Below are 14,778 nucleotides of genomic sequence, written 5' to 3' on the forward strand. Positions count from 1 at the left end.
GCGGTTGCTATGTGCGAATTGCTCGGGATGAGCGCCAATGTCCCTACGGACATCTGTTTCAGTTTTACCGGTCTGGTGCAGCGTGGCGGCGGAACCGGGCCGCACAAAGATGGCTGGGGCATCACCTTCTATGAAGGCAAAGGGTGCCGCACCTTCAAAGATCCGCAGCCAAGCTACAACTCACCGATTGCGCGTTTGGTGCAAGAGTACCCGATCAAATCACATTCGGTCGTGGCGCACATTCGCCAGGCGAATCGCGGCGAGGTATCGCTGGAAAATACTCACCCGTTCACGCGAGAGTTATGGGGACGTAACTGGACCTACGCGCACAATGGGCAGTTGAAAGGTTATCGCCAGCTTGATAGCGGCCATTTTCGCCCAGTAGGCGAAACCGATAGCGAAAAGGCATTCTGCTGGATTCTGCACAAGCTGGCTGAGCGCTACCCGCGTACGCCCGGTAGCTGGCCTGCGGTATTCCGTTACATTGCTGAGTTAGCGGGTGAGTTGCGTCAGAAAGGCGTGTTCAACATGCTCTTGTCGGATGGTCGCTATTTGATGGCATATTGCTCAACCAATCTGTATTGGATTACACGCCGTGCGCCGTTTGGTAAGGCGACCTTGCTCGATCAGGATGTAGAAATTGATTTTTTGCAGCAAACCACGCCAAAAGATGTGGTCACTGTGATTGCGACCCAGCCGCTGACGGGCAATGAAACCTGGCACCGGATAGTGCCAGGCGAGTGGGCATTATTTTGCCTGGGTGAGCGCCAGGAATGACTTGGAAGCAGCCTCCGGTGTTGAAATCACCGGCGTGCTGTTCACCGCATATTGTCCTGTGGTCGTCACGTTGACCGTTGGCGGCACATGGTACTTCTCAAAATACGCGTAGCCCGGCTGCAGTTCACGCCAGAAGTTGATGTAGGTTGAGTAGCGGTGGCGCTGCATATTGCTATCCGTCATATGGAACGGATAGATGTTAATCTGCACATCCTGCTGTCCATTGCGCAGCGCGGCGTTCACATAAGTGAAGATCTCATCCATCGACGCATTGGTCATGGCATAGCAGCCAATCGACACGCAATCACCGTGGATCATCAAATAGTTACCGTCATAGCCTTTATCACGATCGTATTGATTCGGGAACCCGGTATTAATCGCGCGGTAGAAACGGCTGTCAGGTTTCAACTGGTTAAGCTTGACGTTATAAAACCCTTCCGGACTTTTAAAATCGCCCTGACGACGTTTAGGCCCTAAACCGCCAGAGAAATTACAGATGCGATAGCTGTCCAGCAGACGATATTCATTACCGATTTTGCCGTACAGTTCCAGCGTGCGCTCTTCCTTGAAGATCTGAATAAAAACGGGTGTACCCAGTAATTGTTTCTTTAAATCTTTGCTCACTGGAGCCGACGGTTGTGTAGGCTCTGGTGAAATTGCCCAGCTTAGGACCGGCATAAGAATCATCGCAAGCAACAATGCGATTCTGCCCATTCTGTGTGTACCTTGAAGTGAAGAGAGACGATGACGCAAAGCGTCTTGGTATTGCATTATCGGAAATATCCGCTACCGCAGCGCAACATTAACATTGTCTGAGGTTTAATCAAGACAGTGTCCGAGAAAATGGTGCATTCCTAAAGGGATTACGACCAGAATTTTGTAAACTTTAATACGTCGCTCAACAATGATTGCCGATATTTTTTACTGCTGTATACTTATCCAGTATTCGGAGGGCGTATGCGCAAAATCATTCATGTCGATATGGACTGCTTTTTCGCAGCGGTTGAAATGCGCGACGATCCTTCATTACGTGATATCCCCATCGCTATTGGTGGCAGCCGTGTCCAGCGTGGCGTGATCAGCACCGCTAACTATCCGGCGCGTAAATTTGGTGTGCGCAGCGCAATGCCCACCGCGATGGCGCTGAAGCTTTGCCCGCATCTCAAGTTACTGCCCGGGCGCTTTGATGCTTATAAAGAAGCATCACGCCAGATTCGCGATATCTTCTCGCGCTATACCGCTCTGATTGAACCTCTTTCGTTAGATGAAGCCTATTTGGATGTCACTGACAGCGAGCATTGTCAGGGCTCGGCCACACTGATGGCGCAAGCCATTCGTGCTGACATCCTGCGCGAAACCGGGTTAACCGCTTCTGCTGGCATCGCGCCGATCAAATTCCTCGCCAAGATTGCCTCCGATCTCAATAAGCCTGATGGGCAATATGTGATCACACCGCAGGTGATGCCTGACTTTTTACTGACGCTGCCCTTAAGCAAAATCCCTGGCGTGGGTAAAGTAGCGACCAAAAAACTGGAAGAGATGGGGCTGCGGACCTGTGCCGATGTGCAAAAAGCAGATTTGGCGCAACTGCTCAAACGCTTTGGTAAGTTTGGCCGCGTGCTGTGGGAGCGCAGCAACGGCATTGACGATCGCGATGTGGTGGTGGAGCGCGAGCGCAAATCACTGGGTGTTGAACGGACATTGATTGAAGACATTCACAGCTGGGAGCAGTGCCTGGAGATCATCGATTTCCTCTATGCCGAATTAGATCGCCGTCTGACGAATATTCGTCCCGATAAACAGATTGCCCGCCAGGGGGTGAAGTTGAAGTTTAATGATTTTCAGCAGACCACCCAAGAGCATGTCTGGCCGGTGTTAAATAAGGATGACATGATCGCAGTGGCACGCCAGGCTTGGGATGAACGGCGTGCAGGGCGCGGTGTCAGGCTGGTGGGATTGCACGTCACCATGGTTGACCCACAGCTGGAAAGGCAGTTGGTATTGGGTTGGTAATAAACATGGCGACGTTAACGTCGCCATGTTCAAGAGGTCAGTGATTAAATCACTTCTTGCCGTATTTCGCTTCCAGCGTAGCAAACCAAGGGGCGACGAAATCATTATTCACACCCCAACCTGGGATGATCTTGTTCAGGGAAGTCACGTTAATCGCACCTTGCTGGCTATTCAGCAACTGCTGCGAAATCGAAGCCGCCTTAAATTCGTAGCTCGCCGGAGTGGCTTCACCCGCGATTTTGTTCGCCACTAAACGCATATTCACTGCACCGATGGTTTTAGGGTCAACCGCGACCGTCTGCACCCATGGGCTGTTCTTCTCATGCATCAGCTGCAGGTCTTGGTTGGATACGTCGATGCTGTAAATCTTGATTTCAGTTCGACCATTCTCCTGCAAGGCTTTATACGCGCCCTGGCTGAAGGCATCCCATGATGCCCAAATAGCATCGATCTGACCTTTTGGATATTTCGCCAAAATTGCGCCAACTTTGTTAGCGGTGTCGCCTTGCACGTCAGTTGAGACGGCGCCAATCGATTCCAGCTGATGAATGCCTGGATTCTCTTTTAGCAACTTCTCGTACACGACCTGGCGACGTTCCTGTGGTGGGAAGCCCGCCACCCACAGTTTGATGATATTGGCTTTGCCATGGAAATCACTGATCAGCTGGCCCAGTGACGCCTGTGCCAGCGAAGCATCATCCTGCGCGGTCACGGTGACGCCATTGACTGGCGTATTCACTGGGGTATCAAATACCGACAATTTGATACCCGCATCCACAATACGTTGCACTAACGCGGTGGAGTAAGGGTCTTTGCCGTGCGAGAGAATAATGCCGTCGTACTTCTGGCTAATCGCTTGGTTAACGAAGTCCTGGAAGCGCGCATCATCGCCGTTACTCAGGAAGGTGCTGACTTTAAAACCTAACTGACGGCCTTGCTGAATGGCACCAGCAATAAACTGGGTGGTGTTATCGTCTGAACCCAGGTTGCGGATGATAGCGATGCGCACCGGACCTTCGTGATTGGCGATGGCGGCAGGGACCGGGATCACCGTGTCGGCGAAAGCAGCGCTGGCGTTCAGCAGGCTTAACGCCAGCAGCGAAAGGGTAATTTTTTTCATTATGATCTCTTTCTCAGTAAACGCGCCTTAGCGGCGCTGAATGTAGGTAATCGCCAAGGCCAGAGCCAGCACCAAGCCTTTGATAATGTCCATGGCGTAATAAGGCACGGACAGCATCACTAGCCCGTTTTGCAACACACCAAGGATGATTGCGCCCACTAATGTACCGAGCGCATTAGGTTTGCCGGAACCGGCCAGTGAAAAGCCGATCCACGCCGCGGCAACGGCATCCATCAAATAACCACTGCCAGCATTGACCTGCGAAGAGCCAATACGTGATGCCAGCAGAATGCCGCCTAAACCGGCCAGCAGTGATGCTAAAACATAGGCCAGTACGCGATAGCGCGTAGTGCGAATGCCGGAGAGACGCGCGGCTTCTGGATTGCCACCCAGCGCGTACATGCGGCGCCCATGTTTGGTCAGAGACAGAGCCAGCTGCGCCACAACGGTCACCACCAGCATGATGATCACGATGGTGGGTACCTGACCCAGCAGGCCAAACGCTGCTGGAATGGTGCCTTCTGCCATATCGCCGCTCGGCATCACCATATTTTCAGTAATAGAACCACCGAAGCTGTAGGTCATCGCCACACCCTGAATCACGAACAATGTCGCCAGCGTAGCCAGCATGTCGGGGATGCGCAGAATAACGATCAGGAAGCTGTTGAGCAGTCCAACCAGGGTGCACAGCAGCAGCGTGATGATAATCGCTTCGGTGGTGCCAAAACCGTGCCAGACAAACAGCGAAATCACCAATGCATTGGCCAGCGAAGCCGTAGATCCCACCGACAAATCGAAGCCACCGATAGTCAGTGAAATCGACACACCAATCGCAATCACCGTGACGATGGCAATGGAACGCAGGATGTTGATGATGTTAGTCGGTTCGAGGAAGCTGTCCGACGCCAGGCCAAACCCGGCGATCAGGATCACCACGGTCAGTAACATGCCCCACTTGTAGAGGAAGTCGAATAATTTATGACGCAGAGAAGGCTGCGGGTTCAGGGATAGTTCTTTGCTGCTCACGCAGGGGTTCCTCCGGTGGAATAAAGCAATAGCATCTCTTCTGTGGCCTCACGACCTTCCATTTCTGCCACAATGCGCCCATCCCAGAGCACACAAATACGGTCACATAAGCCGACCAGTTCGGAAAACTCGCCAGAGGCGTAAATGATGCCTTTGCCCTCGCGCGCTAACCCATCGATCAAACTGAAGAGGTCAGTTTTGGCTTTGATATCCACGCCTTTGGTTGGCTCATCAAAAATCAGCACGTCTGCGTTATTACGTAACCATTTGCCGATTGCCACTTTTTGCTGGTTGCCTCCTGACAGGCGGCGCAGTGTCTGTGCCGGCCCCGTGGTGCGCACATTTAACCGCTGAATGACTTCTTCAGCCCAGCGCCAGGCCTGACGATGGCCGAACAGGCTCCAGCGCGAGAAACTGTTGTCGGCGCTAACACTAAGGTTCATTGCCACCGATTCCTCAATAAAGATGCCCTCTTTGCGACGCTCTTCCGGCACCAGCGCCATGCGGTTTTCGACTGAGTCGTGCGGCGAACGTGGTTTCCAGGGCTTACCGTGCAGTTCGCCTTTCTCAACGCGGCTTTTGCTGGCACCAAACAACGCTTTGCACAGTTCCGTTTTACCTGCACCAGCCAGACCGGCAATGCCGAGAATTTCACCTTTGCGCAGATGCAGTGAGATGTCGGCGAGCAGTTGATCATCGTGCAGGCCTTCAACTGATAACAGCAGCGGCTGCTCACGACGTTCACGACGCGGTGGGTAGATATCGGTTAGCTGATGCCCGAGCATTTTCTCTACGATTTGCTCGCCGCTCAGAGCCGCCATCGGGCTGCTTTCAATCAGTCGGCCATCGCGCAGCACGGTTAAGCGATCGCATATCGCTTTCAACTCATGGATACGGTGGGAAATAAACACCACGCCAATGCCGTTGTTTTGTAAACGGCGCACCACGGTAAACAAGCGCTCGCTTTCGTGCTGATCCAGCGGCGCAGTGGGTTCATCCAGAATCAGAAAACGGCAATGATGGGACAGGGCGCGGGCCAACAGAATTTGTTGTTTTTCTGCCAGCGAGCAGCGTTCCACCAGACGATTAACGTCGAGGTTCACTTCCAACTGTTCCAGCAGGGCACGTGCCTGACGGCGGATGTCGCGCCAGCTGTAAACATGGCCGGGTTCCGCGAGCTGATCGAGCAGGATGTTTTCCGCCACGCTAAGTTGAGGCACTAGCGCTACATCCACTTCCTGCTGCACCAGATGAATACCGAGTTGTTTGGCATCGCGCGGTGAACGGATCGCAACCGGCACATCATCCAGTAAAATTTCGCCAGTGTAATGGCTATGCGCGCCAGACAGCACTGCCATCAGCGTAGATTTTCCTGCACCGTTGGCGCCGGTCAGCGCATGTACCGAGCCGCCCTCGGTGAGAAAATCGACCTGGGTCAACGCGGCAAAACCGCCAAAAGCGATGGAGATATTACGCATCTCCAGGCGGTTAATCGCACTCATTGGGCCAAGCCTTTAATAGAGAGGGTGGGTCGCATTTTTTCTGAACCCATAACGTTGAGCAACAAACGAAAGCGCATAAGCTAGCACGAAATCTTATTAGCCATCCAGACATCTGGGTGTAACGGCGGCTAAAACTGGAGGGAAGTAAAGGTATGGTGAAATCAGGAGGTTATAAGGTTGGTTTGTAGAGGAATCTGCTAGGTGGATCGAGCGATATAAAAATCGTACCCGACCAGATTACGGCATAAAAAAACCAGGCCGAAGCCTGGTTTCTCACAGCAAAGAAGAAGGCTTATGCCTTCTCTGGCACCACCGTCAGTAGCGCAGTCAGCAGTTTCCAGTACAGGCCAACGCTTTCGATGTGAACTTGCTCATCCGGTGAATGCGGACCGGTAATGGTTGGCCCGATGGAAACCATATCCATGTTCGGATACGGCTTCTTGAACAGACCACACTCCAGACCGGCGTGAATCACTTGGATATTAGGCGTTTTGCCAAACAGTGCTTCGTAGGTTTTGCGTGTTAGCGCCATGACCGGCGAATCCGCATCAGGCTGCCAGCCTGGGTAGCCGCCTTTAGGTGCAGTCTTCGCGCCCGCCAATTGGCCCAGTGAGGTTAAGGTTTCAACCACCCAATCTTTACCGGTATCGATCAGTGAACGAATCAGGCAAATGATTTCGGCATTGTCCTGATCCATCGTTACCACACCGACGTTCAGCGAGGTTTCCACCACGCCTTTTGCCACATCAGAATTGCGGATCACACCGTTCGGCGTGCTGTTCAGCAGGTTGATGAAGCGGTCACGGCTGTCCATGGTCAGGGCCTGACTCTGATGTGCCAGTGTCTCCGTGGTTAACGCAATGTTCTTCTCTTTGATGCCTAGCTCGTTCAGCAGCGTGGCCTGGAAATGAGCCGCAGCCGATTTCAGCGCATCCACTTTATGGCTGTCGACAGCCAGTGTGGCAAAAGCTTCACGTGGAATCGCGTTACGCAGCGTGCCGCCGGTGAATTCAATCAGACGCACATCCAGTTCCTGCGCGTATACCGCGAAGAAGCGCGCCAGCAGCTTGTTGGCATTGCCCAGACCATGATGAATGTCGGCACCGGAGTGACCGCCTTTCAGGCCCTTTAGGGTCAACTTCAGGGTTTCAAAGCCCGCAGGAATCGCTTCGCGGCTTAATGGCAGGGTGGTGATGAAATCAATACCGCCCGCGCAACCCATATAGATCTCACCTTCTTCTTCAGAGTCGGTGTTGATCAGGATATCGGCTTGTAGCCAGTTTGGCTGGAGACCAAATGCGCCATCCATACCCGACTCTTCAGTCATGGTCAGCAGTACTTCCAGCGGACCATGGATCAGGCTGTTATCGGCCAGCACCGCCAGCGCAGAAGCCATACCAATACCATTGTCGGCGCCCAGCGTGGTGCCGCGCGCTTTAACCCACTCGCCATCAACATAAGGCTGAATCGGATCTTTGGTGAAGTCGTGTACCGTATCGTTGTTCTTCTGCGGCACCATATCAAGGTGCGCCTGTAGCGCGACAGGAGTACGTTTTTCCATACCCGCAGTGGCCGGTTTGCGAATCAGGATATTGCCGACCTGATCGCGCTCAACCCAAAAGCCTTGCTCTTTGGCCCAACTAACAACGTGCTCAGCCAGCGCTTCTTCATGATAAGAAGGATGTGGGATGGAGCAGATTTTAGCGAAAATATCCCACAGCGGTTGGGGGGAAAGTTGCGACAATTCAGACACAATGCATCTCCTGTGTCAGCGCGGCGGACATACCGCTCGCACGCCGGGTTCCAGTGAAAGATCGCCGTCAGCACATCTGACGTGATGAGGCTGAGAATATCACTGTTTTTCACCGGGTGCGTACTCAGGCGCGCTAAAATCCTGCATCCAGTGCGACAGATGCTGGTTTTTAACGCGTCAGATCCTTATAATCTCGCGCAACCTTTTCCCCCTTGCATATTTTTAAGCCAACTTTGTTGGTCGGGATTTCTTTTATGAGCGAAAAATACGTCGTCACCTGGGACATGCTGCAGATTCATGCCCGTAAACTGGCCCAGCGCCTGCTTCCTGTGGAACAGTGGAAAGGTATCATCGCGGTGAGCCGCGGTGGTCTGGTTCCGGCATCGCTGCTGGCGCGTGAACTGGGTATTCGCTATGTCGACACCGTGTGCATCTCAAGCTACGACCACGATCATCAGCGCGAAATGAAAGTGTTGAAGCGTGCCGAGGGCGATGGTGAAGGCTTCATCGTGATTGATGATTTGGTCGATACTGGCGGCACCGCGCAAGCGATCCGTGATATGTATCCGAAAGCGCGTTTCTGCACTATCTTCGCGAAGCCTGCTGGCCGTGCGCTGGTGGACGACTATATTGTCGATATTCCGCAGAACACCTGGATCGAACAGCCATGGGACATGGGCGTGGTCTATATTCCGCCAATCGTCAAAAGCTGATTGATGCAACGCAAACAACGCCCGGTTATGCCGGGCGTTGTGCATTCTACGCCTCGCACCTAACAGGCGGGTGCAGTACACTCTTAGGCATCTATGCGACTATCGCGGGAGAACGTCTAAGATGTCGGATAAAAACCTCAGCGAAGAGCTTTTTAAGCCCCGCTTCAAACACCCAGAAACCTCCTCACTGGTGCATCGCCAGCATCACCATACGATGCAGGTGCACAACGCCCTTGAAGGCGATACCCAACGCTGCTGGTATCGTATGCTCAATAAACTGCTGTGGACATGGCGTGGCCTGACGCCGCAAGAGATCAGCGAAGTGCTGGCGCGCATCGCCATCTGCGAGTATGAGCATACCGACGATAACCAACTGGACACGGTGATTGGCTATCGTGGCGGCAACTGGAACTACGAGTGGTCAAAGCAGGCTGCGGTGTGGCAACAGCTTGCGATGCAGAATGAGGACCATGACGAGGCGGGCCAACAGTGGCTGCACGCGTCAAATCTCTACAGCATCGCTGCTTACCCCTATATCAAGGGTGATGATTTGGCCGATCAGGCGCAGGTTCTGGCGAATCGCGCTTACGAAGAAGCCACACAACGACTGCCCGGCGAGCTGAAATCGCTCACCTTCCAGATCAGCGGCGGCAGCCCGGTAACGGGCTTCCTGCATATGCCCGCACAGGCCGAGGCACCTTATCCTACGGTGCTGCTCTGCGGTGGCCTGGATTCGTTACAAAGCGATCACTATCGCCTGTTCCATGATTATCTCGCACCGCGCGGTATTGCCATGCTAACGCTGGATATGCCCTCTGTCGGGTTTAGCAGTAAATGGACGCTGAATCAGGACACCAGCCAGCTTCACCAACAGGTGCTGCGTGAGCTGAGCAATGTTCCCTGGATTGACCATACGCGTGTCGCGTTATTTGGTTATCGGTTTGGTGCCAACGTCGCAACGCGGCTTGCCTATCTGGAAGTACCCCGCTTGCGAGCGGTTGCCACGTTAGGGGCAATGGTGCACAACGTCTTTGTGGATACAGAGCGCCAGCAGAAACTGCCGGATATGTACATGGATATGCTGGCGAGCCGTCTGGGGATGGCCTCGGCCTCTGACAGTAATTTACGCATTGAACTGAATCGGTATTCTTTGAAAGTACAGGGCTTATTGGGGCGTCGAACGCCGACGCCGATGCTGGCAGCTTACTGGCCGAATGATTTATTTAGCCCTGAAGAGGAAGCGCAGCTGATTGCCAACTCCTCCGCACAAGGCAAGGTTCTCGCGATCCCCGTCAAGCCGGTTTTCGCCAGTTTCGAGAAGGCGTTGAATCAAATTTGCGATTGGCTGGCAAAACAATTGGGTGTCTGACTGGCGAAATCCCCACTCTCTGCTAAAACTTATATCCGGGAAAGTTTGCGTTGCGTACAACCTAAGCGTAACGAAAGACATTTTACGGTTTATTTGAGGGAGAATTAGCATGACGTTACCGAGTGGTCATCCCCGTAGTCGCCTGCTTAAGCGCTTCACCGAATTGGGGCCGTACATCCGTGAAGGAAAATGTGAAGAGACCCGCTTCTTCTTCGACTGTTTAGCAGCTTGCGTCAATGTTAAACCCGCACCAGAGAGCCGTGAGTTCTGGGGCTGGTGGATGACGCTGGAAGCACATGAGGACCACTTCACCTACGAATACCACTTTGGTCTGTTTGATAAAGAGGGAGACTGGGGCGTGGCAGCGATAAAAGGCAAAGAGAATAACGAGAAGGTGGAAAGTACGTTACGGAACTTCCACGAACGCCTGAAAGCTGTCCTCAAGGACCAGAAATTGGATCTCAAACCCGCAGCGGGATTCAAAGAAGAGCCGGTTAAACTTAGCGCGTGAACATGACTCTGTCGGGTGCGGCCTTCAGGCCGCCCTGAGAACGGATAAAAGAAAGAGCCGGTGATGAGCCGGCTCTTTTTTTATAGACACATTGAGGGTAATGCTAACGACTTAGAACTGGTAAGTCAGACCAACAGCAACGATGTCGTCGTTGTTCAGGTTCAGCTTGTTGTTGTCATCCAGTTGGTTGATTTTGTAATCAACGAAGGTAGACATGTTTTTGTTGAAGTAGTAAGTCGCGCCAACGTCGATGTATTTGACCAGATCTGCGTCGCCGATACCGTTTTCCATGTCTTTGCCTTTGGTCTGAACGTAACCAATGGACGGACGCAGGCCGAAGTCGAACTGATACTGAGCAACCAATTCAATGTTCTGTGCTTTGTTAGCTGCACCAGAAATTGAAGCACCCTGATAGGTTCCGCTGAACGGGGTCATGTTGCGAGTTTCAGTATAGATAGCAGCCAGGTAAACGCTGTTCGCGTCATACTTCAGGCCAGCGCCCCATGAATCCGCTTTGTCGCCGCCGCCGTAAACGCGGTTTTTCTGCGCCAGGGTGGTGTTAGAAGAGGTAATGGCTGACATCAGGCTGATGCCGGTATCGCCAATGGTGTAGCCCAGAGATGCGCCGTAACCGTCGCCGTTCTGGCGCGTACCGTCAGTGGCGGTGCCACGGGCGTTAGCAGTTTTGTCATCGTTTTTGCCCTGGTATTGCAGCGCGAAGCGCAGGCCATCAACCAGACCAAAGAAGTTGCTGTTACGGTAAGTTGCTACACCAGTGGTACGCTGAGTCATGAAGTTATCAGAACGTGCAGTACCGTCACCACCGAACTCTGGGAATACGTCAGTCCATGCTTCTACGTCGTACAGCACGCCGTAGTTACGACCGTAGTCGAATGAACCGTACTGACCAAATTTCAGACCAGCAAAGCCCAGACGGGTTTTGTTGCCTGCGTTAGCGTCAGAACCTTCAGAGTTGTTGACGTTGTACTGATATTCCCACTGGCCGTAGCCGGTCATCAGATCGTTGATCTGAGTTTGACCTTTGAAACCGATACGAACGTAAGATTTGTCACCGTTGTTGGAGTCAGCGTCGCTGAAGTAATGCTCCGCTTTTACGCGGCCGTAGAAGTCCAGTTTGTTACCGTCTTTGTTATAAACTTCTGCGGCGTGTGCAGCGGAGGTCAGTGCCAACGCAGATACGACTAATGCCAGTGTGCTCTTCTTCATTTGCTATCAATCCCAATGAGTAAAATTTGTTGTACCCTTGAAAGGGTTTGTAAAACACGGGACGTTTTACCGTTTGGTGATGAAAGTTTTATGACATTTTTTCTGATTTCTTGTTAATCGCGAACTTTTGGTCTAGCGCATTGTCAGGGGATTTTTGTGCTTTTCCCCTTGCCGTGGTTGGCTTCCTTGCTGACTCCTGATAAAACGTCCCTTCGCAGAATTTTTTTTCTTATATGGTAGGAAAAACATGAGTGGCAGTCAGACCCTTGTGGTCAAGTTGGGTACCAGCGTCCTCACCGGCGGTTCACGTCGGCTGAATCGGGCGCACATGGTGGAGCTGGTTCGTCAGTGTGCACAGTTGCATGCAGCGGGCCATCGTATTGTTATCGTTACCTCTGGCGCGATTGCCGCTGGACGCGAACACCTGGGTTACCCCGAACTGCCGCCTACCATCGCCTCAAAGCAGCTGCTGGCTGCGGTGGGGCAAAGTCGTTTGATTCAACTGTGGGAACAACTGTTCTCTATCTACGGCATTCATATCGGGCAGATGCTGCTGACGCGCGCCGATATGGAAGACCGTGAACGCTTCCTTTACGCACGTGACATGCTGCGTGCGCTGCTCGACAACCATATCGTGCCGGTGATTAACGAGAACGATGCGGTTGCGACGGCGGAAATTAAAGTCGGTGATAACGACAACCTCTCTGCGCTGGCCGCGATGCTGGGCGGTGCGGATAAGCTGCTGCTGCTGACCGATCAGCAGGGCCTGTTCACTGCCGATCCGCGGACCAATCCAGAAGCCGAGCTGATTAGCGACGTGCATCAGATTGATGACGCGCTGCGTACCCTGGCGGGTGGCAGTGTGTCGGGTCTTGGCACAGGCGGCATGGCGACCAAGCTGCAAGCGGCAGATGTCGCCTGTCGTGCGGGGATTGATGTGATCATCGCGGCGGGGAGCCGCCCAGATGTGATCAGCGACGTTCTGTATGGCAAACCGGTTGGAACGCGTTTCCATGCGCAGCAGTCGCCGCTGGAAAATCGTAAGCGCTGGATCTTTGGCGCGCCCCCTGCAGGTGAAATCACTATCGATGATGGCGCGCTGGTTGCGGTGCTGGAGCGCGGGAGTTCACTGCTGCCAAAAGGGGTACGTGATGTACAAGGCAACTTCTCGCGCGGTGAAGTCATCCGCATCCGTAACCTGCAAGGCCGCGATATCGCCCACGGTGTCACGCGTTATAACAGCGATGCGATGCGCATGATTGCTGGCCATCACAGTCAGGAGATCAGCGATATCCTGGGTTACGAGTATGGCCCCGTTGCCGTGCACCGCGACGATATGATCGTCAGTTAAGGAGCAGAAGATGTTAGAAGAAATGGGTAAAGCGGCGCGGGCAGCGTCGTACAAACTGGCAGAACTCTCCACTGAACAAAAAAATCAGGTGTTGCTGACCATCGCCGATCGTCTGGAAGCGGAGAGTGCCGATATTCTGGCGGCGAATGAGCAGGACCTGGCCGATGCGCGCCAGAATGGCATGAGTGCAGCGTTGCTCGATCGCTTAACGCTCAACCCGCAGCGTTTGAAAGGTATTGCCGACGATGTGCGTCAGGTATGCCGTCTTGCCGATCCCGTCGGTCAATTGATCGATGGCGGCATGCTCGATAGCGGCCTGCGTATTGAGCGCCGTCGCGTGCCGTTGGGCGTCATTGGCGTGATTTATGAAGCGCGCCCCAATGTCACGGTTGACGTGGCATCTCTGTGCCTGAAAACCGGTAACGCAGCCATTTTACGCGGTGGTAAAGAGACTTATCGCACCAATGCGGCAACGGTACGCGTGATTCAAAATGCGCTCATGCAGCACGGCTTACCGGCCGGTGCGGTGCAGGCGATTGAGAATCCAGATCGTGAACTGGTAAACCAATTGCTGAAGCTTGATCGCTACGTCGATATGTTAATCCCACGTGGGGGGGCTGGCTTGCACAAGCTGTGTCGTGAGAACTCAACCATTCCGGTGATTACCGGCGGGATTGGCGTATGTCATCTGTATCTTGATGAAACCATGGAGACTGAGCCTGCTCTGGATGTCATCGTCAATGCGAAAAAACAGCGCCCAAGTGCTTGTAATTCATTGGAAACGCTGCTTATCCATCGCGATCAGGTTGAACGCTTTATTCCTGCATTCCTGCAACGTATGGCGCAGGAGAACATTCCGCTCCACGCTGATGAAAACGTGCTGGAGCGCCTGCAGGCTGGTCCAGCCAGTGTGGTGGCAGTGAAAGCGGAAAATTATGACGATGAGTGGTTGGCAAACGATCTCAACGTCAAGCTGGTGGCCGATCTCGACGAGGCGGTTGCGCACATTCGCGAGCACGGCACCCAGCACTCCGATGGTATCCTGACGCGCAGCATTGGCAATGCCAACCGCTTCGTTAATCAGGTGGATTCCTCGGCGGTCTATGTTAATGCCAGTACGCGTTTCACAGATGGTGGTCAGTTTGGTCTTGGCGCCGAAGTGGCGGTCAGCACACAAAAACTGCATGCGCGCGGCCCGATGGGGCTGGAAGCGCTGACTACCTATAAGTGGATTGGCTGGGGCGGCGATACGCTGCGCGGCTAATTTTTCGCTCCTGCATCACAATGGGCACCCTAAAAGGTGTCCATTTTTTTGCTTTCGATCCAGCTATTTCCAGAGCTTTTTGATTTATTTCTGTCATTTATGGCATCTACACGTCTTTTCGCCCATTTTTTCCTTAAGGTGCTGGTCTTAGT

Annotated in this window: 13 protein-coding genes; 7 read left to right on the forward strand and 6 right to left on the reverse strand. The window is 53.2% G+C overall.

All coding sequences use genetic code 11. The annotated features are described in order from the left end of the window. The first annotated feature begins 9 nt into the window (after positions 1-9). On the forward strand, positions 10-777 hold the full coding sequence (locus tag HA51_RS22285; RefSeq protein ID WP_084936929.1) for a class II glutamine amidotransferase: 768 nt from the start codon (positions 10-12) through the stop codon (positions 775-777). Here HA51_RS22285 and dpaA read toward each other — a convergent pair. Then, complete coding sequence (dpaA, locus tag HA51_RS22290) at positions 748-1,491, reverse strand: peptidoglycan meso-diaminopimelic acid protein amidase (RefSeq protein WP_084936932.1); 744 nt, start codon at positions 1,489-1,491, stop codon at positions 748-750. The two genes, HA51_RS22285 and dpaA, sit on opposite strands and share 30 nt — an antisense overlap. 243 nt (positions 1,492-1,734) lie before the next feature. Between dpaA and dinB the strand changes: the two genes are divergently transcribed. Next, complete coding sequence (gene dinB, locus HA51_RS22295; RefSeq protein WP_084936935.1) at positions 1,735-2,790, forward strand: DNA polymerase IV; 1,056 nt, start codon at positions 1,735-1,737, stop codon at positions 2,788-2,790. Between the two features lie 49 nt (positions 2,791-2,839). On the opposite strand, the gene HA51_RS22300 is transcribed toward dinB, so the two are convergent. From HA51_RS22300 to pepD, 4 genes are all read right to left on the reverse strand, one after another. Beyond that, a complete protein-coding gene (locus tag HA51_RS22300) occupies positions 2,840-3,910 on the reverse strand; it encodes a sugar ABC transporter substrate-binding protein (protein ID WP_084936937.1) in 1,071 nt (356 codons plus the stop codon). A 27-nt stretch (positions 3,911-3,937) separates the two neighbouring features. Further along, complete coding sequence (locus HA51_RS22305; RefSeq protein ID WP_084936940.1) at positions 3,938-4,936, reverse strand: ABC transporter permease; 999 nt, start codon at positions 4,934-4,936, stop codon at positions 3,938-3,940. Beyond that, the gene (locus HA51_RS22310; RefSeq protein WP_084936943.1) at positions 4,933-6,438 is read right to left on the reverse strand and encodes a sugar ABC transporter ATP-binding protein; all 1,506 of its coding nucleotides are present in this window, start codon (positions 6,436-6,438) and stop codon (positions 4,933-4,935) included. The genes HA51_RS22305 and HA51_RS22310 overlap by 4 nt, the downstream gene beginning before the upstream one ends. A 292-nt stretch (positions 6,439-6,730) precedes the next feature. Next, positions 6,731-8,191 (reverse strand): beta-Ala-His dipeptidase, encoded by a 1,461-nt coding sequence (pepD, locus tag HA51_RS22315; RefSeq protein WP_084936946.1) that lies wholly within the window; start codon positions 8,189-8,191, stop codon positions 6,731-6,733. A gap of 254 nt (positions 8,192-8,445) precedes the next feature. On the opposite strand from pepD, the gene gpt reads away from it, so the two are divergent. The 3 genes from gpt (at position 8,446) to crl (ending at position 10,784) form a co-directional block, all read left to right on the forward strand. Then, positions 8,446-8,904, forward strand: coding sequence for a xanthine phosphoribosyltransferase (gene gpt / locus HA51_RS22320; RefSeq protein ID WP_007887137.1), 459 nt, complete (start codon positions 8,446-8,448; stop codon positions 8,902-8,904). Positions 8,905-9,025: 121 nt separating this feature from the next. Next, positions 9,026-10,273 carry an esterase FrsA gene (gene frsA / locus HA51_RS22325; protein ID WP_084936949.1) on the forward strand — a complete coding sequence of 416 codons (1,248 nt, stop codon included), beginning with the start codon at positions 9,026-9,028 and terminating at the stop codon, positions 10,271-10,273. 109 nt (positions 10,274-10,382) lie between these two features. Continuing rightward, the gene (crl, locus tag HA51_RS22330) at positions 10,383-10,784 is read left to right on the forward strand and encodes a sigma factor-binding protein Crl (RefSeq protein ID WP_084936952.1); all 402 of its coding nucleotides are present in this window, start codon (positions 10,383-10,385) and stop codon (positions 10,782-10,784) included. 111 nt (positions 10,785-10,895) lie between these two features. Here the strand turns inward: crl and ompC are convergent, their stop codons facing one another. Further along, positions 10,896-12,011, reverse strand: coding sequence for a porin OmpC (gene ompC, locus HA51_RS22335; protein WP_084936957.1), 1,116 nt, complete (start codon positions 12,009-12,011; stop codon positions 10,896-10,898). A gap of 247 nt (positions 12,012-12,258) precedes the next feature. Here ompC and proB point away from each other — a divergent pair, with 247 nt between their 5' ends. Both proB and proA read left to right on the forward strand, forming a co-directional pair. Further along, on the forward strand, positions 12,259-13,362 hold the full coding sequence (gene proB, locus HA51_RS22340) for a glutamate 5-kinase (RefSeq protein ID WP_084936960.1): 1,104 nt from the start codon (positions 12,259-12,261) through the stop codon (positions 13,360-13,362). Positions 13,363-13,372: 10 nt separating this feature from the next. Further along, positions 13,373-14,626 carry a glutamate-5-semialdehyde dehydrogenase gene (gene proA / locus HA51_RS22345; protein WP_084936963.1) on the forward strand — a complete coding sequence of 418 codons (1,254 nt, stop codon included), beginning with the start codon at positions 13,373-13,375 and terminating at the stop codon, positions 14,624-14,626. Positions 14,627-14,778 lie beyond the last annotated feature (152 nt).

Origin of the sequence: Pantoea rwandensis, from assembly GCF_002095475.1 — a bacterium.
Lineage (GTDB): Bacteria > Pseudomonadota > Gammaproteobacteria > Enterobacterales > Enterobacteriaceae > Pantoea > Pantoea rwandensis.